This is a genomic window from Cyanobium usitatum str. Tous (assembly GCF_003011885.1).
Classification (GTDB): Bacteria; Cyanobacteriota; Cyanobacteriia; order PCC-6307; family Cyanobiaceae; genus Cyanobium_A; species Cyanobium_A usitatum.
This window is the reverse complement of sequence record NZ_PXXO01000001.1, coordinates 87,881-111,510: the sequence shown is the minus strand read 5'-3', so window position 1 is coordinate 111,510 and position 23,630 is coordinate 87,881. Positions and strand designations below refer to the sequence as shown.

Annotated in this window: 25 protein-coding genes and 1 tRNA gene; 15 read left to right on the top strand and 11 right to left on the bottom strand. The window is 65.5% G+C overall.

Features of this window, described 5'->3' with window-relative positions; translation table 11 throughout:
- Complete coding sequence (locus C7K55_RS00620) at positions 1–1,599, bottom strand: alpha/beta hydrolase (protein ID WP_241518068.1); 1,599 nt, start codon at positions 1,597–1,599, stop codon at positions 1–3.
- 81 nt (positions 1,600–1,680) lie between these two features.
- On the opposite strand from C7K55_RS00620, the gene C7K55_RS00615 reads away from it, so the two are divergent.
- Positions 1,681–2,979, top strand: coding sequence for an MFS transporter (locus tag C7K55_RS00615; RefSeq protein WP_241518067.1), 1,299 nt, complete (start codon positions 1,681–1,683; stop codon positions 2,977–2,979).
- A gap of 110 nt (positions 2,980–3,089) precedes the next feature.
- Here the strand turns inward: C7K55_RS00615 and C7K55_RS00610 are convergent, their stop codons facing one another.
- Positions 3,090–3,299 carry a hypothetical protein gene (locus C7K55_RS00610; protein ID WP_106501470.1) on the bottom strand — a complete coding sequence of 70 codons (210 nt, stop codon included), beginning with the start codon at positions 3,297–3,299 and terminating at the stop codon, positions 3,090–3,092.
- Between the two features lie 61 nt (positions 3,300–3,360).
- The gene (gene ychF / locus C7K55_RS00605) at positions 3,361–4,452 is read right to left on the bottom strand and encodes a redox-regulated ATPase YchF (RefSeq protein WP_106501469.1); all 1,092 of its coding nucleotides are present in this window, start codon (positions 4,450–4,452) and stop codon (positions 3,361–3,363) included.
- On the opposite strand from ychF, the gene C7K55_RS00600 reads away from it, so the two are divergent.
- A complete protein-coding gene (locus tag C7K55_RS00600; protein ID WP_106501468.1) occupies positions 4,451–5,662 on the top strand; it encodes an efflux RND transporter periplasmic adaptor subunit in 1,212 nt (403 codons plus the stop codon). The genes ychF and C7K55_RS00600 overlap by 2 nt on opposite strands.
- Here the strand turns inward: C7K55_RS00600 and wecB are convergent.
- A complete protein-coding gene (wecB, locus tag C7K55_RS00595) occupies positions 5,659–6,768 on the bottom strand; it encodes a non-hydrolyzing UDP-N-acetylglucosamine 2-epimerase (protein WP_106501467.1) in 1,110 nt (369 codons plus the stop codon). The two genes, C7K55_RS00600 and wecB, sit on opposite strands and share 4 nt — an antisense overlap.
- Before the next feature lie 105 nt (positions 6,769–6,873).
- On the opposite strand from wecB, the gene C7K55_RS00590 reads away from it, so the two are divergent.
- Complete coding sequence (locus tag C7K55_RS00590; RefSeq protein ID WP_106501466.1) at positions 6,874–8,091, top strand: type IV pilus twitching motility protein PilT; 1,218 nt, start codon at positions 6,874–6,876, stop codon at positions 8,089–8,091.
- A gap of 20 nt (positions 8,092–8,111) precedes the next feature.
- On the opposite strand, the gene C7K55_RS00585 is transcribed toward C7K55_RS00590, so the two are convergent.
- Positions 8,112–8,321 (bottom strand): chlorophyll a-b binding domain-containing protein, encoded by a 210-nt coding sequence (locus C7K55_RS00585; protein WP_117434953.1) that lies wholly within the window; start codon positions 8,319–8,321, stop codon positions 8,112–8,114.
- Positions 8,322–8,361: 40 nt separating this feature from the next.
- Positions 8,362–9,441, bottom strand: coding sequence for a tRNA (adenosine(37)-N6)-threonylcarbamoyltransferase complex transferase subunit TsaD (tsaD, locus tag C7K55_RS00580; RefSeq protein ID WP_106501465.1), 1,080 nt, complete (start codon positions 9,439–9,441; stop codon positions 8,362–8,364).
- A gap of 61 nt (positions 9,442–9,502) precedes the next feature.
- Between tsaD and C7K55_RS00575 the strand changes: the two genes are divergently transcribed.
- Both C7K55_RS00575 and C7K55_RS00570 read left to right on the top strand, forming a co-directional pair.
- On the top strand, positions 9,503–9,997 hold the full coding sequence (locus C7K55_RS00575; RefSeq protein ID WP_106501464.1) for a Photosystem I reaction center subunit III: 495 nt from the start codon (positions 9,503–9,505) through the stop codon (positions 9,995–9,997).
- 65 nt (positions 9,998–10,062) lie between these two features.
- The gene (locus C7K55_RS00570; RefSeq protein ID WP_106501463.1) at positions 10,063–10,179 is read left to right on the top strand and encodes a Photosystem I reaction center subunit IX; all 117 of its coding nucleotides are present in this window, start codon (positions 10,063–10,065) and stop codon (positions 10,177–10,179) included.
- Between the two features lie 69 nt (positions 10,180–10,248).
- Here the strand turns inward: C7K55_RS00570 and gmk are convergent, their stop codons facing one another.
- On the bottom strand, positions 10,249–10,812 hold the full coding sequence (gmk, locus tag C7K55_RS00565) for a guanylate kinase (RefSeq protein ID WP_106501462.1): 564 nt from the start codon (positions 10,810–10,812) through the stop codon (positions 10,249–10,251).
- A 60-nt stretch (positions 10,813–10,872) separates the two neighbouring features.
- Here gmk and C7K55_RS00560 point away from each other — a divergent pair, with 60 nt between their 5' ends.
- Complete coding sequence (locus C7K55_RS00560; RefSeq protein ID WP_315856757.1) at positions 10,873–12,561, top strand: Rqc2 family fibronectin-binding protein; 1,689 nt, start codon at positions 10,873–10,875, stop codon at positions 12,559–12,561.
- Entirely contained in the window at positions 12,558–13,337 is a 780-nt protein-coding gene (tatC, locus tag C7K55_RS00555; protein ID WP_106501460.1) for a twin-arginine translocase subunit TatC, read from the top strand. Before C7K55_RS00560 ends, tatC begins: the two co-directional genes overlap by 4 nt.
- Here tatC and C7K55_RS00550 read toward each other — a convergent pair.
- A complete protein-coding gene (locus tag C7K55_RS00550; RefSeq protein WP_261351148.1) occupies positions 13,334–13,690 on the bottom strand; it encodes a DUF3067 family protein in 357 nt (118 codons plus the stop codon). The two genes, tatC and C7K55_RS00550, sit on opposite strands and share 4 nt — an antisense overlap.
- Positions 13,691–13,820: 130 nt before the next feature.
- On the opposite strand from C7K55_RS00550, the gene petC reads away from it, so the two are divergent.
- Genes petC through cobM form a run of 4 tightly spaced genes read left to right on the top strand, consistent with a single transcriptional unit; the run spans position 13,821 to position 16,998 of the window.
- Positions 13,821–14,381: a cytochrome b6-f complex iron-sulfur subunit gene (petC, locus tag C7K55_RS00545; RefSeq protein ID WP_106501698.1), complete on the top strand. Its 561-nt coding sequence runs from the start codon at positions 13,821–13,823 to the stop codon at positions 14,379–14,381.
- 48 nt (positions 14,382–14,429) lie between these two features.
- Complete coding sequence (gene petA / locus C7K55_RS00540; protein ID WP_106501458.1) at positions 14,430–15,377, top strand: cytochrome f; 948 nt, start codon at positions 14,430–14,432, stop codon at positions 15,375–15,377.
- Positions 15,374–16,234 (top strand): prolipoprotein diacylglyceryl transferase, encoded by an 861-nt coding sequence (lgt, locus tag C7K55_RS00535; protein WP_106501457.1) that lies wholly within the window; start codon positions 15,374–15,376, stop codon positions 16,232–16,234. Before petA ends, lgt begins: the two co-directional genes overlap by 4 nt.
- Positions 16,231–16,998 carry a precorrin-4 C(11)-methyltransferase gene (gene cobM, locus C7K55_RS00530; RefSeq protein WP_106501456.1) on the top strand — a complete coding sequence of 256 codons (768 nt, stop codon included), beginning with the start codon at positions 16,231–16,233 and terminating at the stop codon, positions 16,996–16,998. Before lgt ends, cobM begins: the two co-directional genes overlap by 4 nt.
- Before the next feature lie 7 nt (positions 16,999–17,005).
- Here cobM and C7K55_RS00525 read toward each other — a convergent pair whose 3' ends face one another.
- Positions 17,006–18,481, bottom strand: a complete 1,476-nt coding sequence (locus tag C7K55_RS00525) for an FAD-dependent oxidoreductase (RefSeq protein ID WP_241518065.1) — start codon at positions 18,479–18,481, stop codon at positions 17,006–17,008.
- A gap of 69 nt (positions 18,482–18,550) precedes the next feature.
- On the opposite strand from C7K55_RS00525, the gene C7K55_RS00520 reads away from it, so the two are divergent.
- Together C7K55_RS00520 and C7K55_RS00515 are read left to right on the top strand one after the other, a co-directional pair.
- Positions 18,551–18,622 (top strand) — tRNA-Val (locus tag C7K55_RS00520).
- Positions 18,623–18,688: 66 nt separating this feature from the next.
- Positions 18,689–19,441 carry a helix-turn-helix domain-containing protein gene (locus C7K55_RS00515; protein WP_206603450.1) on the top strand — a complete coding sequence of 251 codons (753 nt, stop codon included), beginning with the start codon at positions 18,689–18,691 and terminating at the stop codon, positions 19,439–19,441.
- On the opposite strand, the gene C7K55_RS00510 is transcribed toward C7K55_RS00515, so the two are convergent.
- Entirely contained in the window at positions 19,422–21,032 is a 1,611-nt protein-coding gene (locus C7K55_RS00510) for a Ppx/GppA phosphatase family protein (protein WP_106501454.1), read from the bottom strand. The two genes, C7K55_RS00515 and C7K55_RS00510, sit on opposite strands and share 20 nt — an antisense overlap.
- A gap of 91 nt (positions 21,033–21,123) precedes the next feature.
- On the opposite strand from C7K55_RS00510, the gene C7K55_RS00505 reads away from it, so the two are divergent.
- Together C7K55_RS00505 and C7K55_RS00500 are read left to right on the top strand one after the other, a co-directional pair.
- Positions 21,124–22,029 carry a 4-hydroxybenzoate polyprenyltransferase gene (locus tag C7K55_RS00505; RefSeq protein ID WP_106501453.1) on the top strand — a complete coding sequence of 302 codons (906 nt, stop codon included), beginning with the start codon at positions 21,124–21,126 and terminating at the stop codon, positions 22,027–22,029.
- Positions 22,026–22,955: a S66 peptidase family protein gene (locus C7K55_RS00500; protein WP_106501452.1), complete on the top strand. Its 930-nt coding sequence runs from the start codon at positions 22,026–22,028 to the stop codon at positions 22,953–22,955. Before C7K55_RS00505 ends, C7K55_RS00500 begins: the two co-directional genes overlap by 4 nt.
- On the opposite strand, the gene ispD is transcribed toward C7K55_RS00500, so the two are convergent.
- Positions 22,918–23,598, bottom strand: coding sequence for a 2-C-methyl-D-erythritol 4-phosphate cytidylyltransferase (gene ispD / locus C7K55_RS00495; RefSeq protein ID WP_106501451.1), 681 nt, complete (start codon positions 23,596–23,598; stop codon positions 22,918–22,920). The two genes, C7K55_RS00500 and ispD, sit on opposite strands and share 38 nt — an antisense overlap.
- Positions 23,599–23,630: the final 32 nt, after the last annotated feature.

The window sequence follows — 23,630 nt, the reverse complement described above, 5'->3', positions numbered from 1 at the left end:
TCACTCCGGCGGCAGCAACCCCTGCCAGCGGCGAGCCTGGTTGCGATCGAGCACATAGGCCCGGACGCCGTCCTGTTCGCGCCGCTGGGGGGAAAGCAGCAATGGATTCTCAAAGCCCTGCAGAAATTCGCTGGTGACGTTGAGCAGCAGCGCCTGCACCTTCAGGGGCTCGATGCCCACCAGCTCCTCACCGAGTCGAAACAACGCTTCGCCCCGGTTGTCGATACGCACCGGTGAGAAATGGCTGGCCCCTTCCACCAGCACCAGCCGGCTGTGGGGATGGGTGGCTCCAGCAAACACGGCCAGCTGCTCCTGCACCGGAGGCGTCACCAGATCGAGACTGCCGCCCACCAGCAGCACCGGCACGTTGAGGTCTTGCAGGCCGCGGTGGGGCCAAAGCAGGCTGCCGAAACCATTAAAGGCAACCACTCCCAGCAAGGGCGTGGCCTGGGACCGCAAGGGGCCTGCGCTGGCGTCGCCATCACCGGTGATCCGAGGCAGCTGGCACTGGAGCAGCCGCGACAGGTTGGTGAGCGGCAAGGACACCAGGGCCAGCTCACAACGGCGACCCAGTCCCCGCTCCGGCACCAGGCCAGCCCCCATCAGCGCAGCCAGGCCACCAAGCGAGTGCCCCCCCAGCACCACTCCCTGCTCCCCCGCAGGCGCCGGACCCAAAGCAGGCAGCTGACCCTCCCGCTGGGCCTCAAGCACGGCCTGCAGATCTGCCAGGCGCTGGGGCAGGGTTTCGGCCCCGGGCGGTGGGGCATCACCAAGCAGCGACGCCTGCAGTGCCTGCTGGTCGCTGCCGGGATGGACCACCACCAACACGGGCCAACCCCGGTCGGCCAGAGCCGCCGCCAACCAGCTGAGCTGGTCGGCGCTGCCGCCCAGGCCCGGCATCAGCAGTAGCCAAGGGCCACGGCGAGCCTGCTGGGCAGGCCATAGCTCCAGAGGCAGGGGCGCCACCCGATGGGGCACCTGCAACTGCAGGCGCTGGGGCTGGCCCCGCACGGCGCTCGTAAACCCCAAAGGACTGGAGCTACGCCGGGGCAGAGGCAGCTGGCGCAACCGCTGGAGAGCAGTGTTTTGCCGCTTCAGCTGGCTGCGCCACTGTCCAGCCAGCTGAAGCGCCCCATCGAGGCGCAGGGTGACGCTGGCCACAGGCAGGGCCCGCAGCAGCTCCAGGGCGGAGACGCTGCTCTGGCGCTCCAACAACTGACGCAGGCTGCTGAGCAGCAGCGGTGCCGTGCTGCGGTCAGCAGGGCCAGTGGTCAGCAGGCTGCCGGCTTCTTTAAGCATCTGCTCACCGGTCCAGCTGTTGAGCAGCTGCAGCCCAAAGCTGCGATCCCGCAGCAGCGGCGCCTGCAGCAAGCGGACCAGGTCGCGGCGACTCTGGGAATCCAGCAGCCTGAGCCACGCTTGCAGGCCATTCCCTGCCTGCTCGGGCTGGCGAGTCCAGGACTCCAGGGCCGCCAGGTCGATGGGCAGCGCCAGGCCATCGAGTTGCAGCACCAACTCCTCGGCAGCCCAAGCCGGCATGCAGCCCAGGGCCAGAGCTCCGGTAAAGCAACACCAAAGGCGCAACGAGCGGCGAGCCAAGGCCAAAGGCGGGGACGATTATTCTCTCGCGCCAGGGCCGCTAAGCGGCGCCAGACTCCCCTCACCTAGCTAACGGCCCGTTTGCGCCCCTTCCGTTCCGCCAGTCCGCCAGGTACCGCCAGTCCGCCGCAGTCCGCCAGTCCGGCACGGTCCGGTTGGCTGGGCCAGTTTCCGGCGGCACTGCGCCAGGTGGCCCTAGTGCGACTGGTGGCTTCGTTTGGGGCCGGTGGGGTGCTGTACCTAACGCCGATCGTGTTCCACCAGGCGGCCTTCAGTGCCCAGTCGGTGACCCAGGGCTTGGCGCTGGCGGCGCTGGCGGGCACGGCGGGTCGTTTCATGAGCGGCATGCTGCTGGATCGGGGGCTGGCCTGCTCGATACCGGTGCTACTGGCCGCCCTAGCAGCCCTGCTGGGGGATCTGCGGCTGTTTGGCACGGCCAGCTTCCCGGGCTACGTGCAGGGGCAATTGCTGATCGGCATTGCTGCCGGGCTCTACTGGCCGGCGGTTGAGCTGGCGGTGCCCCTGGGCTGCCGCATGGGGCCTGCCCCGATTCCCACCGCCCGGGGCTATGCATTGGTGCGCAGCGCCGATGCGGCTGGGATTGCGGCTGGAGCCCTGCTCGGGGCGCTGCTGGCGGCGGCCGGCCATCTGCGGGGCATCTACCTGATCGACATCATCTGCCTACTGCTGGTGGTATTGCTGCTGCTAAAGCAGCCCCTGCAGCGGGCTAGCCCTGCCAGCTTCGATCCAGCCGACCACACCCCCTGGCGCCAATGGTTGCCGCCACTACTGCCTCTTCTAGCGATCAGCCTGCTGGCTACCTCCCTACCGGCACTGATGCAGAGCGCCCTGCCCCTGGATCTGGTGCGCGGAGGCCTGGAGCGGGCAGCCATGCCCGAAAGCCTGGGGGCTCTACTGGTTGGTCTGCAGCTAGGCGTGCTGGTGCTGATCCAGTGGCCGGTGGGTCAGGCCCTGGCCAAGCGGCCGATAGCGCAGGGGCTGGGGCTGAGCCTGGCCTGCTTTGCCATGGGCACGGTGCTGCTGGCCTTTTCAGCCCTGAGCAGCCAGGGGCTTTGGCTGGTGCTGCTAGCCCAGCTGCCCCTGGCCCTAGGGGCAGCTGCTTTCCTGCCGATTGCCACCGCAGCGGTGATCGAGCTCAGCCCCAGGGAGCACCAAGGCTTGGCCATGGCTCTTTTTTCCCAATGTTTTGCCCTGAGCGCTCTAGGGGCGCCACTGCTGGCCGGCTTAGCCCTCGATGCCCAAAGACACGCCGGTGGCTTCTGGATCGGCATGACCCTGCTATGCCTGGCTGGCCTCAACCTGGTGAAACGGCTCAGGCCTAGGCCATCTGCGGATTTTGGATCGGACGGGGTGAGCTGAAACACCTGTCCGAAATCTGAAGCCCAATCCGAAATCTGAAACCCAGTCCGAAATCTGTACAGGCTGTGCAAGTTGTACGAGCTGTACTAATTAAGAGGAGGGGCCGTGCTTCAAGCCGAGGCCGGCGGTTCTTCGCGAGCGGTTGCCTGCTTAGCCACCCAGGCCTCGTGGGGCAGGGGCTCGGTGCCATATTCCCAGTCGTCGTAGTCAGGATCGTTGCGGATCTTCTGGTGCAGCTCCTTCTGCACGTCAAAATCGTGGGGATGGCCAACGTCCACGGCTTCTTCCGGCTGAGGGTTAGTTGGTTGGGGGGTAGTCATGGCTTATCTCTCAGCAGATCCATTCTTAAGCAGGTTCAGTCTCGGTGAAATGCCCCCGAGCTCACACGTTGAACAAAAACTCCATCACGTCGCCCTCAGCCACCACATATTCCTTGCCCTCAGCCCGCAGCCAGCCCTTGGTGCGAGCTTCCACCAGCGAGCCCGCCTCGAGCAGCTGCTTGTAGCCGATGGTCTGGGCGCGGATGAAGCCGCGCTCGAAGTCGGTGTGAATCACTCCAGCGGCCTGGGGGGCGGTCATGCCGGCCTGGATGGTCCAGGCGCGGGTTTCCTTCTCGCCGGTTGTGAAATAAGTGCGCAGCCCCAGCAGGTCGTAGGTGGCGCGGATCAGGCTCTGCAGGCCGCCCTCCCCTACCCCTAGACCCGCCAGGAATTCGGTGCGATCCTCAACTGGCAGTTCGATTAATTCAGCCTCCACCTGGGCCGAGATGCGCACCGTACCCGCCCCTTCCTTCAGGGCCAGCGCTGCCACCTCCTCGCAGTAGGCGTTGCCGCTGGCCAGATCGTCTTCGCTGACGTTGGTGGCATAGATGATCGGCTTGGCCGTGAGCAGCCCCAGGGGCTTGAGAAGCTGGGCCTCCTCATCGCTGAGGGCCACATTGCGGGCGGCACCACCGGCCTCCAGCTCCACCTGGATGCGCTCAAGGGCGGCATCTTCAAGCTGGGCCTCCTTGCTGGTGCGCACCTGCTTCTTGAGCCGCTCGCGACGCTTCTCCACCTGGGAGAGATCGGCCAGGCCCAGCTCGAGGTTGATCACCTCGGCATCGCGGGCCGGCCCCACTGAGCCACTCACATGGATCACGTCGTCGTTTTCGAAGCAGCGCACCACGTGGACGATTGCGTCCACCTCGCGGATGTTGGCCAGAAACTTGTTGCCAAGACCCTCTCCCTGGCTGGCCCCCTTCACCAGCCCGGCGATATCGACAAACTCCACCCGGGTGGCAATGATCTCCTTGCTGGAGCTGAGTGCAGCCAGCTGATCGAGCCTGGGGTCTGGCACAGAGACCACACCAGAATTCGGCTCAATCGTGCAGAAGGGATAGTTGGCGGCTTCGGCCTGGGCGTTGGCGACCAGGGCATTGAACAGGGTCGATTTGCCGACGTTTGGCAGACCGACGATTCCGGCTTTAAGCATGGCTGAAATCTACGGGCCGCAGGTCGAGGCGCCAGCAGCGAAAATAGAAGTATCTGCCCACAGCCCAATTTCCACCCCCACTTCAGTGCCGGTGATTTCCAGCTCGCCGCGCCGGCCCTGGCAGCGGCGGCGCCTTTGGGCCACAGCCGCCGCAGGGCTTGTGCTCGTAGCTGGCATAGGCCTCGTGCAGCGCCAGCGCGGCACCAGCCGGGCCAATCTCGAGCCGTACACAGTTGTTGCAGCTGCGGGCGACCTGCCAGGGGTGGTGAGTGCCAGCGGCGAACTCGAGGCCGAAAAGCGCGTGAACGTCAGCCCCAAAAGGCAGGGGGTGATAGAGGAGCTCTACGTGGAGGAGGGGGATCCAGTGGGCCGCGGCCAGGCCCTAGCTCGCATGGATCAAGGCGACCTCGACGAGCGGCTCGCCGAGCTGCGGGCCCAGTTGCGCTCAGCCCAGGCCCAGCTGGCCCGCAGCCGCAGCGAGCTGGAGCGCAACGAGAGCCTCTACCGCCAGAACGCCATCAGCCTCACTGACTTCAACAGCGTGCGCAGCACCTTCCTGGTGGACCAGGCGGCCGAGCAGGCCGCCCGCCAGCGGTTGACCGCCCGCCAGGTGGAGCAGGCCGACTTGGTGGTGCGGGCACCGTTCGATGGGGTGGTGACCCAGCGCTTCGCCGATCCTGGCGCCTTTGTGACACCCACCACCACCGCCTCGGCCACCGCCGGTGCCACCAGCTCCTCGATTGTGGAGCTAGCCCAGGGCCTGGAGGTGGTGGCCAAGGTGCCGGAAAGCGACATTGGCCGTGTGCAGCTGGGTCAGAGCGCCACGGTACGGGTGGATGCCTTTCCCGATAAAAGCTTTGAAGCACGGGTCAAGCGCGTCACCCCCCGGGCCGTGAAGCTCAACAACGTCACCTCCTTCGATGTGGTGCTCCGCTTGATTGGCGACCCCCCCCAGCTGCGCATCGGCATGACCGCCGACGTCGGCTTCCAGACAGGTCAGGTGCAGGCCGAGACCCTGGTGCCCACCGTGGCGATCGTCACCGAGGCGGGGCGGCCGGGCGTTCTGCTGGTGGGCAAGAAAAACCAGCCCACCTTCCAGCCGGTGGAGCTCGGCATCAGCAGCGGCAAGGACACCCAAATCCTCTCCGGGCTCAAAAGCGGCACCCGGGTGTTCATCGACTTGCCGCCCTGGGCCAAGAAACGCCCCTAGCCAGCCAGGAAAGTGCGGGCAGCATCCACGATCCGCCCCGAAGCCTGGCCGTCGCCAAAGGGATTGTGGGCCCGGGCCATGGCCTCATAAGCCGCCGGATCTTCCAGCAGGCGGCTGGCCTCTGCCACGATGTCGGCGCTGTCGGTGCCGATCAGCTTGGCCGTGCCCGCCTCCACCGCCTCGGGGCGCTCCGTGGTGCGGCGCAGCACCAACACCGGCTTACCCAGCGATGGCGCCTCCTCCTGCAGACCGCCAGAATCGCTCAGCACCAGGGTGGCTCCGCGCATCGCCGCAACCAGCTGGTCGTAATCGAGGGGCTCCACCAGGAAGGCGCGGGGGTGGTCGCCGAGCAGGGCTTGCAGGGGCTCTCGCACGGTGGGATTGCGATGCAAGGGCAGCAGCAGGGCGGTATCGGGATAGCGCTCGAGCAACTCACGGAAGCCGCGGCCTATCTCCTGTAGGCGCTCTCCCCAGTTTTCACGACGGTGCACCGTGGCCAGAATCACCCTCTGCTTCTCAAAATCGAGGCCGGGCAAGGTGTACGGAGGCGCCTGCTCGGCCATCAACAGCAGGGCGTCGATCACCGTGTTTCCGGTGGTCAGCACCGTGCCCACCACCCCTGAGGCCCGGCAGTTTGCAGCCGAGAGGGCCGTGGGGGCGAAGTGCAGCTGGGCCAGCTGGGAGATCAGGCGCCGGTTGGCCTCCTCCGGGAAGGGATCGAGCAGGTTGTCGGTGCGCAGCCCGGCCTCCACATGGCCCACCGGGATCTGCTCGTAGAAGGCCGCCAGGGCCGAGGCAAAGGCGGTGGTGGTGTCGCCCTGCACCAGCACTAGATCGGGACGATGCTCGCCAAATTCCTGCTTCAGCCCCTGCAGCGCGCCGCAGGTGATGTGGGTGAGGGTCTGCTTGGGGGCCATCAGGGCCAGGTCGTGGTCGGCCGTCAGGCCAAACAGACCCATCACCTGGCTCACCATTTCGCGGTGTTGGCCGGTGAGCACAACCCGAGTGCGGAAATCGTCGGCCTGCTGAAAGGCCCGGATCACCGGAGCCAGCTTGATGGCCTCCGGACGGGTGCCCAGCACGATCGTGACAAGGGGCTTGGACACCGAAGCGCTGCAGACCAATTGATCCTACGAAGGTCGTCAGCAAAGGGTCCGGTGCTGACAGAAGCCGCAGCAGCAGCGAAGCTGGGCAACTACCGGTGACCGCAGATGACGACTTCACCCTTTCCTCCCTCTCCCTTTCCCCCGTTACCTTTCCCCCCAGCCGCAGCACCCCCCGCCCCAGCACCCCCAGCTCCAGCAGCGGCGCCCCCTGCCACCACCCCAGACATTGGAACTGCCCCCACCCGGGTAGATAACGGCAGCCAGCCCGACAGCCTCGAGGGCATCGTGCGCATAGCCAACGAGAGGGGCTACTCAGACGTGCACTTGGGAGTTGGAGAGGAACCCCGCTTCCGGGCCCGGGGGGAGATGGCTGGCACCGGATGGCCCGTGACTGATGCGGGCACCTTCAGCGGCTGGATGAGAGAGATGCTGAGCCCCGTCGAAATCGACGCCTTCCAACGCGACAAGGAATTCGACGGCTCCCACGCCTTTTCCTTTGTGCGAGTGCGCATCAACCTGTTGGATTCGTTGCGGGGTCCGGCGATGGTGCTGCGGCTGATCCCCCAGAAGATCGCCACCATGGAAGATCTCAACCTGCCGCCAGTGCTCAAGGAGCTGGCGGCCCGGCCCAAGGGAATGATCCTGGTTACGGGCCCCACCGGCTCCGGCAAGAGCACCACCCTTGCCGCGATGATCGACTGGATCAATCGCAACATGTGCCGCCATATTCTCACCATCGAAGATCCGGTCGAATTCGTACATGAAAGTCGCCAATCTTTGATTCGACACCGGGAGGTTGGTCAGCACACCAAGGTGTTCCACAACGCCATGCGGGCAGCCCTTCGAGAGGACCCCGATGTAATCCTGATTGGGGAAATACGTGATCAAGAGACCCTGGCCACAGCCATCGAGGCCTCCCAGACAGGCCACTTGGTATTTGGCACCTTGCACACAAACTCCGCCGTCAAAACCGTAGAACGGGTGCTGGGCATGTATCCCCCTAGTGAACAGGACAGTGTTCGCCGTGCGGTTTCAGAATCACTGCTTGGCGTGATAGCCCAAGGACTCCTTAAAACAACCGACGGTAAACGGGCCGCTTATCACGATATTTTGATCAATACCGACGCCTGCAAGGACTACATCCAGCGAGGTGAACTCGATGAGATCGAGGAGATCATGAAGCGCAGCACTTTCGATGGCATGCAAACCGCAAATCAGTCGTTGCAGCAGTTGGTAGAAGCCCACCGGGTTACCCCAGAGGATGCGATAGCCCAAAGCCTCAAGCCCAACGAGCTGGCTCAAGCGCTTCGCGGTCGCACTTGAGTAAGTGCTGCAAATGTTTTTTAGTGGCTCGCTAGGCGGGCCACCAGCAGCACCGATAAGCCCACCGAAAGACCCACCATGGCCAGCCGGCCGTTCCAAATCTCGGCTTGGGGCGTGAAACCGCGGCGCCAGGCATTGAGCTCAGTGGCACTCACCGGCTCAAAACCGTCGGGCACCTGCTCAATATCGACGGCGTCTTGCAGCTCGCGCTCGCGGTTGAGGGTGGTCATCGGGCCGCACCAATACCGTAAGGATTTCACCATACGACGATTAAAAGCACGGTTGTGATTCGTAAAGCAAGCCGGCTTGCTCCAGGGGCAGCCGGGCAGCCACGCCCAGGTCAAAGCAGCTGCTCTGGCCGCCGGCCAGGCGCTGGGCCCCAGCCACGCCGATCATGGCGGCGTTATCGGTGCAGTAGGCCAGCGGAGCCACCCGCCAAGCCAGGCCATCGAGCCCGCAGCGCTGCTCCAAAAGCTGCCGCAACCGCCGATTAGCGGCCACGCCACCCACCAGCACCAACGTGCCCAGGCCCTGCTCACGGGCGCAGCGGCAACTGCGCTCCACCAACACCTGAGCCACCACCTGCTCAAAGCTGGCCGCTAGATCAGCCAGCGGCAACGGCTCGCCGCCCGCCTGGTGCTCAGCCTGGTGCTCAGCCTCCAAAGCGCGCACCTGGCGCAGCATCGCTGTCTTGAGGCCGCTGAAACTGAAGTCGTAGGGATAAAAGCCGCCCTCCGGCCGCGACACCCGGCCCTTGGGCAAGGCAAAGCGAAGGGGGTCGCCGTTTTGCCCAGCCGCCTCAATCGCCGGACCACCCGGGTATCCGAGTCCGAGCAGGCGGGAGACCTTGTCGAAGGCTTCGCCGGCGGCATCGTCGTGGCTGCGGCCCAAGCGGAGATAGCGACCTGGACCGTCAACCCGCAGCAACTCGGTGTGACCGCCGCTGACCAGCAGCACCAGGTAGGGACCGGGGGGCAGGGGCTCGCCCAGCTGCACCGAGCAGAGATGACCTTCCAGGTGATGAACAGCCACAAAGGGCTTGCCATGCAGCCTCGCCAGGGTGCGGCCCGTGACCGAGGCCACCAGCAGGGCCCCCACCAGGCCCGGCGCGGCGGTGGCGGCGATGCCATCGAGCTCGGCCATGGTCACGCCGCTGTCGCGGCACACCTGCTCAATCAGCTGGGGCAGGGCCTCGACGTGGCGCCGCGAGGCGATTTCCGGCACCACGCCACCCCAGCGGGCGTGCTCTTCGACCTGGGAGGCGACGGCACTGGCGAGCACCGTCTGATCACGCACAATCGCTGCCGCCGACTCGTCACAACTTGTTTCGAGGGCCAGAACCAATGGCATTGGACTTCAACAGCTCCCGTACTGTCCAGAAGTGTCATCCTGCCCCGCGGCCTTGCGTCCGATGCGCCGTCTTTTCTCCCGCCGACTCTTCGCGGTTCTGCTCTCCGCCTTCCTGTTGCTCGGCTTCGCCCCTGCGGCCAAGGCTGACGTGGCAGGGCTGACCCCCTGCTCCGAGAGCGCCCGCTTCCAGCAGCGCGCTGCTACCGCCAAAACCGATCAGGCCAAGGCGCGCTTCGCGATGTACAGCCAGTCCGTATGCGGTGCCGATGGCCTGCCCCACCTGATCGTGGATGGTCGCTGGAACCATGCCGGTGATTTCATGCTCCCCGGTATCGCCTTCCTCTACATCGCTGGCTGCATTGGCTGGGCTGGTCGCAACTACCTGCGCGCCATCCGCGGCGATAAAGACGCCACCATGAAGGAGATCCAGATCGATCTGCCCTTGGCTTTTAAGAGCACCCTGGCAGCAGCCACCTGGCCCCTGGCCGCCTTCGGCGAGCTCACCAGCGGCAAGCTGCTCGAACCCGACGACAAGGTCACGGTTTCCCCTCGCTGAGCGGTTTCGCCCCGCTAAGGGTTTCTTAGCCCTGCCAGTCCTAGATGCCTCTCTAATTTTTCACCATGAAAAAGTTCCTTACCACCGCTCCGGTATTTGCTGCCATCTGGTTTGGCCTTACCGCTGTAATAATTATCGAATTCAACCATTTTTTCCCCGACTTGCTGTTCCTTCCCCTCTGATCATCCCCCTCTGAATTAGCCAATTCTGATCAGACGCGGCCCACCCGGGCCGCTTTTTTTTGCCCGTGCCTAGCTGCCCTTGCCCAGCAGCTGCTCAAGCTCAGCTAGGGCCAGCTCCAGTTCGCCGTTGACAAGCACCGCGTCAAATTCCGGCGCCGCAGCCAGCTCCACCTTGGCCCGCTCCAGCCGCCGACCAATCGCCTCCTCGCTGTCGGTGCCGCGACCGCGGATACGCCGCTCGAGCTCCTCAAAACTGGGGGGCTCAACAAAAATCTGGAAAGCCTCGGCAAAGCTCTGGCGCACCTGGCGTGCCCCCTCCAGCTCGATCTCAAGCAGCACGGGCCTGCCTGCAGCTAGCTGGGCCTGCACCGGTTGGCGGGGGGTGCCGTAAAGGTTGCCGGCAAATTCGGCCCACTCCAGAAAACCACCCTCAGCCACCTGGCCTTCAAAGGCGTCGCGAGTCAAGAAAAAGTAGTGCTGGCCATCCAGCTCACCGGCGCGGGGGGCGCGGGTGGTGGCTGAGATCGATAGCCAGATCTCCGGATGAAGTAGCAGCAGTCGCTGCACCAAGGTGCCCTTGCCGACTCCACTAGGGCCGGTGATCAAGGTGAGACGGCCGGGCAAGGCGCTCATGGCGGGCGACAGCTCTGGCCTGCACAGTAGAAGCCAGCCTCCATGTCCCCCTGCCAAGCCGTGTCCCCCTCCCGCCTGCAGGCAGTAGACGTCACGACCCTGCGGGCGGTGCTGGCCGAGTGGCGGCCGCTACTGCTGCCAAGTCGCTTCGAGAAGGCCCAGCAGGCCAGCCCCCAGGCCCTGCAGATCGGCCTGCGCAGCCTCAGCGGTAGCCACTGGCTAGAGATCAGCTGGCAGGCGGAAGCGGCTCGGCTGCACACAATCCCGCCGCCACCCCGCCAAGGGGATGGCAGCACCCTGGCCCAGCAGCTGCAGCACGGCCTCAGGGGTCTGGCCCTCGTAGAAATCCAGCAGCAGGGCTGGGAGCGGGTGGTGGAGCTCGGCTTCGCCAGGCGTCCCGGTGAGCCCGTGCTGCGCTGGCTGGTGGTGGAGCTGATGGGCCGCCACAGCAACCTGCTGCTGCTCGACGCCGACCGCCAGGTAGTGGCCCTGGCCCGCCAGGTGAAACCCCAGCAATCACGCCTACGGCCAATCGGCACCGGCGACCCTTACCAACCGCCCCCGCCCCTGGCGGGCGAGCCACCGCGGCTAGAGGAGAGCTTTGAAAGCTGGCAGCGTCGTCTGCGCCTAGTGCCCCTGCCCCTGCAGCAGGCCCTGCGCGATGCATACCAGGGCATTAGTCCGGCCTTGCTGCGCCAGCTACTGCCCTACGGCTGGGGCGAACTGTCCGTGGACAGCATCAGTCCGGAGCAATGGCAGCAGTTGTGGCAAGGCTGGCGCCAGTGGCTTGAAGCCGTGCAGATGGGGCGATTCAGCTGGCAGCTCGAACCGGCCGGCTACCGCTGCTGGGCTGGATCCAGCGGCGATACCCCGGCCGCAAATCCAGCCCTGGCAATCAATCAAGGCATGGCCGCCTATTTCAGCGAGCACCTCGGCGCCCAGCTGCTTGTGCAGCAGCGCCAGCAGCTGCAGCACCGCTTGCAGGCCACAGTCGAGCGCGAAAGCCGCCAGGCCAGCGAGCAGCAAGCCCTGCTGGATGCGGTGCCTGAAGGGGAAGCTCTGCAGCGCCGCGCCGATGCCCTGCTCAGCCAGCTACAGCCGAGCCGGCAGTGCATTGAAGAGGCCCAGAAGCTCTACAAAACCGCCCGCAAGCGGCGGCGCTCGGTGGCCGCGATCACCCCCAGGCTGGAGCAGCACAGGCAGCGGTTAGCAAGCCTCGAAGCAAGCCTCACTTACCTAGAGCAGGCCGACAGCCTCGAGCAGGTGGGCAGCCTGGTGGCCGAGCTCGAAGCCCTACTGGCTGAGCGCGGCCAGCGCAAACCAGCGGGAGGTCGCCAGAGGCGGCGGGCTGGGGTGATCGAGGGGGTGCCCCAGCCCCTGGAGCTGCACACACCTTCCGGTTTGCCTGTACAAATTGGCCGCAACCACCGCCAAAACGAATGGATCGCCTTTCGCCAGGCGCGCCGCGGCGATCTCTGGTTCCACGCCCAGGAGCTGCCGGGCAGCCATGTGGTGCTGAAAAGCTCGGAGCGACTGGCCAGCGATGCGGATCTGCAGGCAGCAGCCGATCTGGCCTCTCACTACAGCAGGGGCCGGGGCAACCGGCGGGTGCCGGTGGTGATGGTGCCCACCGAGGAGTTACAACGCATTCCTGGTGCAGCGCCCGGTACCGTGCGCCATCGTGGCGGCTCCGTGCTGTGGGGAGAACCTCAGCGGGCTCTTAGCCTGCTGATGGAGCAGAAACGATGAGCGCCGAACCCGAAATTTCAGCCAAGCGCCTCGCCGCCCCCGAATCGGGGCCTGGAGAATTTCCAGCCGAGGTGGAGATGAGCCTGGTGGAGCATCTCGAGGAGCTACGACGCCGCGTGCTGCGCAGCCTGCTGGCGGTAGTGGTGGCGGCAGCAGCGTGCCTTGTCGCCGTTAAACCATTGGTGCGGCTGCTGGAAGTGCCAGCGGAGGGCATCCGCTTTCTGCAGCTGGCCCCGGGCGAATTTTTGTTTGTGTCGTTCAAAGTGGCGGGCTACGCCGGGCTCACCTTGGCCCTGCCCTACGTGCTCTACGAGGGTCTGGGGTTCGTACTGCCCGGACTTACCCGGCGGGAGCGGCGGCTGGTGGCCCCGGCGGTAGCTGGCTCGGCGGTGTTGTTTGCGGCGGGGCTGGCCTTCGCCTGGTGGGCCCTGGTGCCCGCAGCCCTGCGCTTCCTGGTGAGCTACGGCGCCGACGTGGTCGAACCGAGTTGGTCTATCGAGCGCTACCTGGATTTCGTGCTGCTGCTGATGGTGGCCACCGCGCTGGCATTTCAACTGCCAGTGCTGCAGTTGTTGCTCGGCGCCCTTGGCCTGGTGAAGGCCCAGCCCATGCTGGCGGGCTGGCGCTGGGTGGTGTTGGCAAGTGCCCTGGCGGGGGCCGTGTTGACCCCCTCCACCGACCCCGTAACGATGCTGCTGCTCTCCGGGGCGATCACGGCCCTCTACCTAGTCGGCGTTGGCCTGGTGGCCTGCACCGAACGGCTGCGGCCCGCCTAGAGCAAAAATTCGCTGGCCCGGCCGGCCGGGATCTCCAACGCCAGACCCATGGCCTTTCCCTGCCTCGGCTTATCGGAGGTGGTGGTCAGCCAGCTGCGCACCTGATCAGCCACCCCCAAGCCGTTCAGCAGACCCACCAGTTCCTCGAGCTTGCTGCGGTAGCCCTCCTCCGTGAGCGGAAAGGATTGCTGCTCTAAGTAAGCCCACATCACCTGTAGGTAGAGCCGGCCGCGACGCTGCACCAGCTGCAGGTCGTAGGAAGCCTGCCAACGGGTTTGCAGCAGATCCCAAACCTCTTGCGCAGACAGGGGCGAACCTGGCTCAGGGGGTGGGGGGAGGGCACTGGAGGGCAGGGGCACGCCCAAGCTCACGCGACGGATTGCACAACAGCATGTTGCAGGCCCAGGGGCGAGCCGGCTGCACCGCCCCGGAGCCGCACAGGCAAGGTTCATAATGGGCGCCACATTGTCCCGGCGCGTCTTCATGACCCAGATGCCAGCGAGCGCTTCAAATAGCGCCTCCAACGGTGATGTGCCCGGAATGGGCCGCCGGCAGTTCATGAACCTGCTGACCTTCGGGTCTGTGACCGGTGTGGCCCTGGGTGCCCTCTATCCCGTGGCTCGTTATTTCATCCCCCCCAAGGCGGCAGGCGGCGGCGGCGGCACCACCGCTAAAGACGAGCTCGGCAACAGCGTCACTGCCAGCGGCTGGCTCAGCAGCCACAAGGAGGGCGATCGCAGCCTGGTGCAGGGCCTCAAGGGAGATCCCACCTACTTGCTCGTTGAGGGCAATGACGCCATCGGCAGCTACGGCATCAACGCCATCTGCACTCACCTTGGCTGCGTAGTGCCCTGGAACAGCGGTGCCAATAAGTTCATGTGCCCCTGCCACGGCTCCCAGTACGACGCCACCGGCAAAGTGGTGCGCGGTCCAGCGCCCCTCTCCTTGGCCCTGGCTCACGTGTCTGTAGACAACGACAACGTTTTCCTTAGCCAGTGGAGCGAAACCGACTTCCGCACCGGCGACAAGCCCTGGTGGGCCTGATTACCCCGATCCAGCTTTTCTTCTCCCTGTCTGTCGCCTGATCTCGTGATGCGTCGTTCCCTTTCCCTGCTGCTCGGCTCCCTGATCGGCACCGCCCTTTCCCTGGTAGTGCTGCTTGGCAGCGCCAGTCCCAGCTGGGCCTATCCCTTCTGGGCCCAGCAGAACTACGCCAGCCCCCGGGAGGCCACCGGCAAGATCGTCTGCGCCAACTGCCACCTGGCCAAGAAGGCCACCCGGGTGGAAGTGCCCCAGGCGATTTTCCCTGACACGGTGTTCAAGGCCGTGGTGGAAATCCCCTACGACGCCAGCGTTCAGCAGGTAGCCGGCGATGGCAGCCGCACCGGTCTGAATGTCGGCGCTGTGGTGATGCTTCCAGATGGCTTCACCCTTGCCCCGCAAGACCGCCTCAGCGAGGAGCTGAAGGAGGAAACTGCCGGCATTTATTACACCCAGTATTCCGACGACCAACCCAACATCCTGTTGGTGGGCCCGATCTCCGGTGATGAGCACCAAGAGATCGTTTTCCCGATTCTCTCTCCTGATCCTGCCACCGACAGCAGCATCCACTTCGGCAAATACCAGCTGCATGTGGGCGGTAACCGTGGCCGCGGCCAGGTATATCCCACCGGCGAAAAGAGCAACAACGGCGTGTTCAACGCCCCCGTAACTGGCACGGTGTCAGCAATCACTGCCGGTGATAACGGCGCTTCCTTGGTGGAGATCACCGCCGCAGATGGCACTACAGCCACTGAAACCGTGCCGGCTGGCCCCACCATCCTGGCTGCGGTTGGTGATGCAGTAGTTGCCGGTTCACCTATCACCAACGACCCCAACGTGGGTGGGTTCGGACAGATTGATGCCGAGGTTGTGCTGCAAAACCCTGTGCGCATCTACGGTTTGCTGGCATTCTTTGCCGCAATCGCCCTGGCCCAGATCTTGCTGGTACTCAAAAAGCGCCAGGTTGAAAAGGTTCAGGCTGCTGAAGGCTTGATCTGAGCAGCGTGCTTGCCACCTTCACCTCCCCGGGGCCCCTGGTTTTCCAGCTGGGCCCCTTTGCCTTGCGCTGGTACGGCCTACTCATCGCCGTGGCCGTGTTGCTGGGCCTCAGCCTGGCCACCAGGCTCGGCCGGGCTCGAGGCATTGAGCCATCCCTGATTGCCGATCTCCTGCCCCTGATGGTGCTGGGAGCCGTGATCGGGGCACGCGTTTACTACGTCGCCCTCGAGTGGCGCCAGTATTCCGGCAACTGGCTTGATGCGATCCGCATCTGGCGCGGAGGCATCGCCATCCACGGCGCCCTGCTGGGCGGCTCCCTGGCCACGATGCTTTTCTGCCGCTGGCGCCGGCAGCCCTTCTGGCAGCTACTCGATGTGCTGATGCCCGCCGTGGCCCTAGGCCAGGCGATTGGCCGCTGGGGAAATTTCTTTAATTCCGAGGCCTTCGGCTTGCCTACGGATCTTCCCTGGAAACTGCAGATCCCCGCGGCCAGCCGCCCAGCTGAATTTTTTGAGCAGCTCTACTTTCACCCCACCTTCCTCTACGAATCCCTTTGGAATCTGGGGGTGTGCGCCCTACTGCTGGCGCTATTTCGGGCCGCCAGTCGCGGCCGCATTCAGCTGCTGCCTGGAGCACTCAGCTGCGTGTATCTGATGGCCTACAGCAGCGGCCGGGTGTGGATTGAAGGGCTGCGCCTCGACCCCCTATGCCTGCTCTCCGAGCCGCCCTTCTGTGATGGTGGCCTGCGTATGGCCCAGCTGGTCAGCCTGCTTTTGATTGCCCTTGGCGGCGTTGGCCTCTGGTGGCTCTACCGCCGCCACCGCCCCCTGCCCGACCCCAGTGGAGTAATCACTTGAATCAAAAGCCTGTCTGGATAGTTGGTGCCGGGCCCGGCGCACCCGACCTGCTCACCCTGCGCGCCGCGCGCCTTGTGGAGCAGGCGGAGGTGTTGGTGTGGACCGACTCCCTAATCAATCCCCAGATCGCAGCCCTGGCTCCAGAGGGCTGTGAGCAGGTGCGCACCAGCACCCTCACGCTGGAGCAGGTGATGGAGGTGGTGCTGGATCGGGCCCGTGCCGGCAAAACCGTGGTGCGGCTCCACGATGGGGATCCTTGCCTATATGGCGCCATCGCCGAGCAAATTTGCCGCCTAGCCGATGCCGGTATCGGCGTGGAAGTGGTGCCCGGCTTGAGTGCTTACCAGGCCACCGCATCGGCCCTGCAGAGCGAGCTCACCATCCCTGGCCTGGTGCAGACGATCGTGCTGAGCCGCGCTGGCGGACGCACCGGCGTGCCAGCGCGGGAGGCACTGGAGCGACTGGCCGCCCTGCGCGCTTCCCTTTGCCTCTACCTCAGTGCTCGCCACGTCGAAGAGGTGCAAACCGAGCTGCTGCGCCACTACCCCGCCGACACTCCTGTAGCCATTGGCTACCGGGTGAGCTGGCCTGATGAATGGATAAAGGTGGTTCCCCTGGCCGATATGGCCCGGGTAAGTCAGGAACGGCAGTTGATCCGCACCACCCTCTACGTGGTTAGCCCTGCACTGGCGGCGCCGGCTGAGGCCCGTTCTCGCCTCTACTCAGCTAGCCACAATCACCTCTTCCGCGGCGGCGTTAGCTGAAAAGGCATCAGCCCGCCTCGCCATAAAGCTCCCGGGCCAAGCGCTGCCGATCGAAGCCACAGCCCAGTCGCTCGACGATCGCCTCCAGGTCCCGGGCGGCATTACCCAGGCAGCAGGTGCCCCCAGGGGAAGGGGTGACGTTGAATACAAGCCCGGGCCGGGCCGCGATGCTGGCCTCGCCGAGCATCAGCTTGCGGTTGGTCTTATCGATCAGCTGGGGGCGCACGCCGCCATAGCCCTCAGCGAAGCTGAGATCCTCGAGGCGCATGTCGGGCACGATCTTGCGAGCATCTGCCAAAAACAATCGCCGCCTCAGCCAGGGCACCTCAAACAGCAGATTTTTAAAGATGTAATTGCGGATATCGGCGATGCGAAAGAGCTGCCAGAACACGGCCAGCACTGCCCAATCGAGCCGCAGCACCTTCAGAAACTCCCAAAACGAGGCTGGCTTGTAGCGCTCCAGCAGGGGCAGCAAAAGGGCGGTGGGGCCAAAACGGGTTTTGCCAGGGGCTCGCACGTCGGGGTCGCCGTGGATGGCGGCAAAGGGCAGCTTGTCGTTCTGCACCGTGTAAACCTTGCCCCGGAGCAAATCCGGCGTGAAGTAAAAGCTGCCAGCCACCGGCAGGCAGGAATACTCCAGTCCGTAGCCCATGCGCTGGGCCATCAGCAGGCTGTGGGCTCCGGCATTCACCACCACGTGCCGGGCCCACACGCTGTGGGGCGCAACCGGGGCGCCATCAACAGCCAAACCGGAGCTGCAGCCGGGGGTGGGTTCCAGTTCCACCCGGTAGCCATCGCCCTCAGGCGTAATCGCGACCACGCTGGTGCCTAGCTGCACCGTGAGCTGGCGCGGCGTCCCAGCCACCGCCGCCGCCGCCTGGGCCACGAACGAGGCTGATAGCTCCTCGTAGTCCACGGCGGTGTACGTACGGCGGATGCCGATCGCTACCAGCTCCTCCGGGCGCAACTCCCCCTGCACCAGTCCCACCTGGGGCTCCCACTCGGCGATCTGGGGCTTCTCGAGCAGCTCCATTGCCGGGAAGTGGGGTGAGAAGCGATCAAAGCGCTCCCGCAGGAAGGTGCACTCGTGCTCGCCCACCCCCAGCACCATTTTTGGAGTGCGAAACACACAGAGCTCGCGGCTGGCTGGATCAAGCAGCTCGGCGTAGTTCACGATCATCTCGGCGGTGCGCTTCACCCGCACCGCCTTCTCGAGCGTGTAGTTGGTCTCGATGTCGCCGCAGTGAATCGTCTGGCTGTTGTTGGTGGCCTTGGAATTCACCCTGGCTAGGGCGTCGTAGCGCTCCACCAGCAGGATGCGGCCCAAATCGGTGTAGCGAGCCAGCTCGAACAGCAGGGCCGTACCGCACACCCCGCCTCCCACGATCAATACGTCCACTTTCTGATCACCATCCACTGGCTGGCTCGAGTCCACAGGGGCCGTTGCGGGCTTGGGATCGGCTCGTTCGGGGTTGGCGCTCACGCAATGCGACTGGCTCTTAGCCCATGGTGACCGATCGACTGCCTGTGGTGTTTTAAGCTCTGAAGGTGCGGGCGATTAGCACAGCGGTAGCGCACTTCCTTCACACGGAAGGGGTCACTGGTTCGAATCCAGTATCGCCCATGTCAACGGCTAGACCGCATCAAGTTTGCCAGCAGAATGTCTAAATCTGCTGAGCTCGCTGTTTTGGTGTCGGATTCTCCTAACCCCGAGGCCTTATCGGCCCTGCGCTGCCTGGGGCAGACGCTGCGGCAGGGCCGGGAGGTCCAAGGTCTCGAACTAGCCGTGCTGGCAGCCCGTCTAAACATGGGAGTCGAACAACTTCAGGCCCTGGAAGAAGCCGACGCCAGCCGATTGCCGGAACCGGTGTTTGTGATCGCCCAGGCCCGCAGAATCGCCAGCAGCCTGGCCATCAACATCGATGGCCCCCTGCAAACCCTGCGCGATAGCGGCCAGTTTCAAGCCAAGCCGATCAAGGTGGCCAAACTCACCCAGCGCGCCCCAACCAGACCGGCACAAACCAGCGGCCGACTGGCCATCACAGCAGCAATCCTGGTCGCCCTCAGCGGCGCCGGCGCCGCGGGCTGGCAGCAGTGGCAGCGTCACCAGGCCCGCCCAACCCAGCCGCAAGCGCAGCCCCAGCTGCTGGGCGAGATTTCCCCCGCAGACAGGAGCAGAAAGAGAGAAAGCGGAAGCCTCAAGCCCGATCAGCTGCAACTGACGAGCAGCCAGCCCAGCTGGCTCGAAATAAAAACAAAAACCGGCACCACCCTGTTCCGTGGCACCTTCACAGGTGAGCGGAGCTTCCCCCTTGGATCAGGGCTTGAGGTGCTGGCAGGGCGTCCTGACCTGGTGCGCACCCAGATGGGAGGCGGTGCTCCTCAACCCCTGGGACCCATTGATCAGGTGCGTTGGCGCAGCTTCAGGGCTCCGGCACCCTGAGACCAAGGCCGCAGGATTCCTGCACCACTTCAGCGCAGGATCGCAGGCTCCAGCGCTCCAAGCTGAGATCCGGAGCTGGCTCACCAGGGGCGGCCGCCAGGGGCTCCAGGTCAACACAAACAGCATTTTGCCTTGATCTCACCTGCAGGGTCGCAATCACCGCAGCGGGCCGGCGATCTAGGGCCGCCGCCAACCGCAACAGCAAGGCCATCGACGTAACGGTGCGGCGCTGGTCGCGGTCTTCGATCAGCTGCCACGACTCATGGCGCTTCTTCGGCAGGCTGCGGCGGTGATAGCGGCCAATCGCCGCCACCATCAGGTGCTCGGATTCGGAATAGCCCAGCAGCTCGCCGTGGCGGATCAAATACCAACTGTGCTTGTGATAAGCGGAGATATTGATGCTCTTTCCACAAGTATGCAATTGGGCGGCGGCCCAGAGCAGCTCCCGGCCCGGCCCCTCGTCGTGGTGCAGCAGCCCCCGCGACTGGTCGTAGAGGCTGAGGGCATGGGCGGCCACCCGATCGGCCCGGGCCCGATCGACACCAAAGCGCTGGGCCAGGTGCAGCACGGTGCGCTGGCGAATAGTGCTCTGGAAGGCAAAGCGATCTCCCAGCAGGCCGTTGCGCAGCATCCAGTCCACGATTAGGCCCTCCCGCAGGGCCCGATCACAAACCACCAGCTCCTGCACGCCGAGCATCGCCATCGCCGTCTGCAAAATCAGGGCTCCTGGCACGATGATCTCGGCCCGACGGTCGTTGATGGCGGGCAAGGCGCGGCGCTGCTCCGGCGTCATAGCCAGGAGCCGGGCGGTGAGCTGGTCGATGCGCTCGCGGCTGAGCCTGTAGCCCTGCAGCTTCAGCGGCGGCTTGGGATCTTCAGCAGCCGCCAACGCCGCTAGGGCCATGGCTGTGCCGCTGGTACCCACCATCAGCGGCTGTTCGCCCCGGCGCAGCGCTGCCTTCACCTCAGCTACGGCAGGGTCGAGGGCGCCCTGGATATAGGCCTGCAGGAAGGAGCGACGTTCAACCGGAAGGGGGTCCTGCTGACAAAACTCCCGCTGCAGGCGCACCGCGCCGATGCGGGTGCTGCTGAAGGAGCGGCCGTCCCGGCCATCGGCCAGCACCAATTCGGTGGAGCCTCCACCGATATCAATAATCAAGTGGGGCTGGTCGCCGAAAGCCATGCCCGAAAGCACACCCAAGTAGATCAGTCGCGCCTCCTCGGGCCCGCTTACCAGATCCACCTCCAGGCCCAGTTGCTCCTGCAGCGCCACCAGGAAATCCCTGCCATTGGGGGCCTCCCGCACGGCACTGGTGGCCGCCGTGACGATCTGCTCCACCCCATGGCTAAGGGCCAGATCGCGATCGTGGCGCAGGGTGCGAAAAGCCCGCTCGATCGCCTCGGCACTGAGGTCGCCGCTATGGGGATCCCTTTCGCCAAGACGGGTGGTGGCCTTCTCAGCCACCACCACACTGAAACTGCTCAGCTCCGGATCCACCTCTGCCACCAGCAGGTGAATCGAGTTGGTGCCGATGTCAATAGCGGCCACCCGGCGGCGACCGGACTGCTGAAGGTTGGGGGCCTGAACCATCTAGCTCAGCAACTGCCACTGGGGGCGCTACTTTGCCACCCACGGCCCATCCCACCGGCACACCTAGGGTGCGGCACGACGAAAAGGGGGCATGGCCAACTTGACGCGCGGCACCCGTCTGGGGGCCTGGCTGGAGCTGGTGCGCTGGCACAAGCCCAGTGGCCGCCTGATCCTGCTGATTCCAGCTGGCTGGAGCCTCTGGCTCACCCCAAACGCCCCACCCGCGCCGCTGTTGGTGGGATTAATAGTGCTGGGAGGACTCGCGGTGAGCGCGGCCGGCTGCATCGCCAACGACCTCTGGGACCGCCGCATCGACCCCTTGGTGGAGCGCACCCGAAGCCGTCCCCTGGCCGATGGCCGCGTTGGCGTTGGCGAGGCGATAGGCCTGCTGCTGCTCAGCCTGGTCGTCGCCTTGGCAGTGCTGCTGGTGCTGATGTGGGGGTTGCCCGCCGCCAGCCGCAACCTCTGCCTGCTGCTGGCAATCGCGGCCCTGCCGCCAGTGCTGCTCTACCCCTCGGCTAAACGCTGGTTTGGTTACCCCCAACTGGTGCTGGCCATCTGCTGGGGCTTTGCGGTGCTGATCCCCTGGGCCGCTGCCACCGGCTCCCTGGCCGGCGGCTGGCCCCTGGCCCTGGTGTGGCTGGCCACCTTGCTTTGGACCTTCGGCTTCGACACGGTTTACGCCATGGCCGACCGGGATGACGACTGGGCCATCGGCGTGCGCAGCAGTGCCCTCAGCCTCGGCAGCCTGGCACCCCTGGCGGTGGCGATCAGCTACGGCCTCGCCGCCCTGGCCCTGGGGCTAGCCGCCGGCCTGCAGGGATGCGGCTGGATCAGCTGGCCGTTGGGTCTGCTGGCAGCAGCCGGCATGCAGCGCGAAGCCGCCCTGCTGCGCCGCCCCAACCTGCCAAGGTCCGCCTACGGCCGCCACTTCAGCCGCCAGGTGCAGCTGGGAGGGCTGCTGCTGCTCGCCCTGGTGCTGGGGCAGCTGCCATGAGCCAGGTCATACGTCAGCCCTCACCGCTGCGGCCAGGGGATCGGGTGCAGCTGGTGGCCGCAAGCTCAGCCCTGCTGGGCGAAGACGCCTTGGCGCGCCTGGAGGCGGGCATCGCCGTGCTCGAGGGCTGGGGGCTGGAGGTGGAGCGCACGCCGCTGCACGGGCGCCAGTGGGGCTATCTGGCCGGCCAAGACCAAGAGCGACGCGGCGACCTGGAAGCGGCCGCCAGGCGGGGCGCCGAACTGCTGGCCTGTGTGCGGGGCGGCTGGGGAGCGGCCCGGTTGTTGGAAGCACCCCTGGCCCTGCCAGCTCGCTGGCTGCTTGGTTTCTCCGACGTCACCTCCCTGCTCTGGGCCCAACTAGCCCAGGGGCAGGGAGGTGCCATCCATGGGCCGCTGCTCACCACCTTGGCCGCCGAACCAGCCTGGAGCCAGGAGCGGCTGCGGTGCCTGTTGTTTGGCGAACCCCTGGGCGACCTTCAGGGCGAGGGCTGGTGTGGCGGCAGCGCCGCAGGCCCCCTGCTAGCCGCCAACCTCACCGTGGCCACCCACCTGCTGGGTACGCCGTATCTGCCGGATCTGCGCGGCGCCATTTTGGTGCTCGAAGACGTGGGCGAAGCGCCATACCGAATCGAGCGCATGCTCACCCACTGGCGGCTGGGCGGTGGGCTGCAGCAGCTGGCCGGCATCGGCCTGGGGCAGTTCACAGACTGCGATGAAAACCCAGCCGAAGCTGATCGTTTCAGCCTCGAGCAGGTGCTCCGCGAGCGCACAAGCGATCTCGGCATCCCCGTGGTGAGCAACTTGCCCATGGGTCATGTGGCCGGCAATGCGGCCCTACCCCTAGGTGCCTGGGCCGAGCTCGATGGCAGCAGCGGCCAGCTGCGGATCAGCAGCGCGAAGCAAGCACCGCCGCTGCCACGGTGAGATCGAAAGGGGTGGTGAGCTTGATGTTGGAGGCAGGCGCCTCCAACACCTGCACCGCCAAACCCAGCCGCTCAAACAGGGCCGCATCGTCGGTGACGCTCCAGCCCTGCTCCGTGGCGGTTGCATGGGCAGCCCGCAGCTGCTGCACCGGAAAACCCTGGGGAGTTTGGGCTGCCCACAACCAGCTGCGATCTGGGGTGGCCGTGATGGTGCCAGCTCCATCCACCTGCTTGATCGTGTCGGTTACGGGGGTGGCGGCGATCACCGCTGCGCCTTGCTGCACCGCAGCGGCACAGCGGGCCAGCAGTTCTGGCTCGACAAGACAGCGAGCCCCGTCGTGGATCAGCACACCACCAGCAGCTGCCGGCAGGGCCGCCAGCCCCCGGCTCACCGACTCCTGACGGGTGTCACCACCCTCAATCCACTGCACCGGCAGGTCTGGCTTTGCTTCAGCCACGATCGCCGCTATCGCGGCTGCATCAACGGGCTGGCCCACGATGCCGATCCAGCTAATGGCGGGGCAGGCGAGGGACGCATCCAGGGTCCAGGCCAGCACCGACCGCCCCGCCACTGGCAACAGCAGCTTGTTGCCAGTGGCCCCCATGCGGCGTCCGCTGCCGGCTGCGGCGATCAGCAAATGCACAAGCGACTCCCGCGAGACGGGTCAATCCGAAT

What these genes read in the sequence shown, in the direction of transcription:
- C7K55_RS00610 (WP_106501470.1), bottom strand. Translation starts at nt 3,299, where the DNA reads ATGACTACCCCCCAACCAACTAACCCTCAGCCGGAAGAAGCCGTGGAC.
- C7K55_RS00600 (WP_106501468.1), top strand. Translation starts at nt 4,451, where the DNA reads ATGGCTGAAATCTACGGGCCGCAGGTCGAGGCGCCAGCAGCGAAAATA.
- ychF (WP_106501469.1), bottom strand. Translation starts at nt 4,452, where the DNA reads ATGCTTAAAGCCGGAATCGTCGGTCTGCCAAACGTCGGCAAATCGACC.
- C7K55_RS00590 (WP_106501466.1), top strand. Translation starts at nt 6,874, where the DNA reads ATGACGACTTCACCCTTTCCTCCCTCTCCCTTTCCCCCGTTACCTTTC.
- C7K55_RS00585 (WP_117434953.1), bottom strand. Translation starts at nt 8,321, where the DNA reads ATGACCACCCTCAACCGCGAGCGCGAGCTGCAAGACGCCGTCGATATT.
- tsaD (WP_106501465.1), bottom strand. Translation starts at nt 9,441, where the DNA reads ATGCCATTGGTTCTGGCCCTCGAAACAAGTTGTGACGAGTCGGCGGCA.
- C7K55_RS00575 (WP_106501464.1), top strand. Translation starts at nt 9,503, where the DNA reads ATGCGCCGTCTTTTCTCCCGCCGACTCTTCGCGGTTCTGCTCTCCGCC.
- C7K55_RS00570 (WP_106501463.1), top strand. Translation starts at nt 10,063, where the DNA reads ATGAAAAAGTTCCTTACCACCGCTCCGGTATTTGCTGCCATCTGGTTT.
- gmk (WP_106501462.1), bottom strand. Translation starts at nt 10,812, where the DNA reads ATGAGCGCCTTGCCCGGCCGTCTCACCTTGATCACCGGCCCTAGTGGA.
- tatC (WP_106501460.1), top strand. Translation starts at nt 12,558, where the DNA reads ATGAGCGCCGAACCCGAAATTTCAGCCAAGCGCCTCGCCGCCCCCGAA.
- petC (WP_106501698.1), top strand. Translation starts at nt 13,821, where the DNA reads ATGACCCAGATGCCAGCGAGCGCTTCAAATAGCGCCTCCAACGGTGAT.
- petA (WP_106501458.1), top strand. Translation starts at nt 14,430, where the DNA reads ATGCGTCGTTCCCTTTCCCTGCTGCTCGGCTCCCTGATCGGCACCGCC.
- C7K55_RS00510 (WP_106501454.1), bottom strand. Translation starts at nt 21,032, where the DNA reads ATGGTTCAGGCCCCCAACCTTCAGCAGTCCGGTCGCCGCCGGGTGGCC.
- C7K55_RS00505 (WP_106501453.1), top strand. Translation starts at nt 21,124, where the DNA reads ATGGCCAACTTGACGCGCGGCACCCGTCTGGGGGCCTGGCTGGAGCTG.
- C7K55_RS00500 (WP_106501452.1), top strand. Translation starts at nt 22,026, where the DNA reads ATGAGCCAGGTCATACGTCAGCCCTCACCGCTGCGGCCAGGGGATCGG.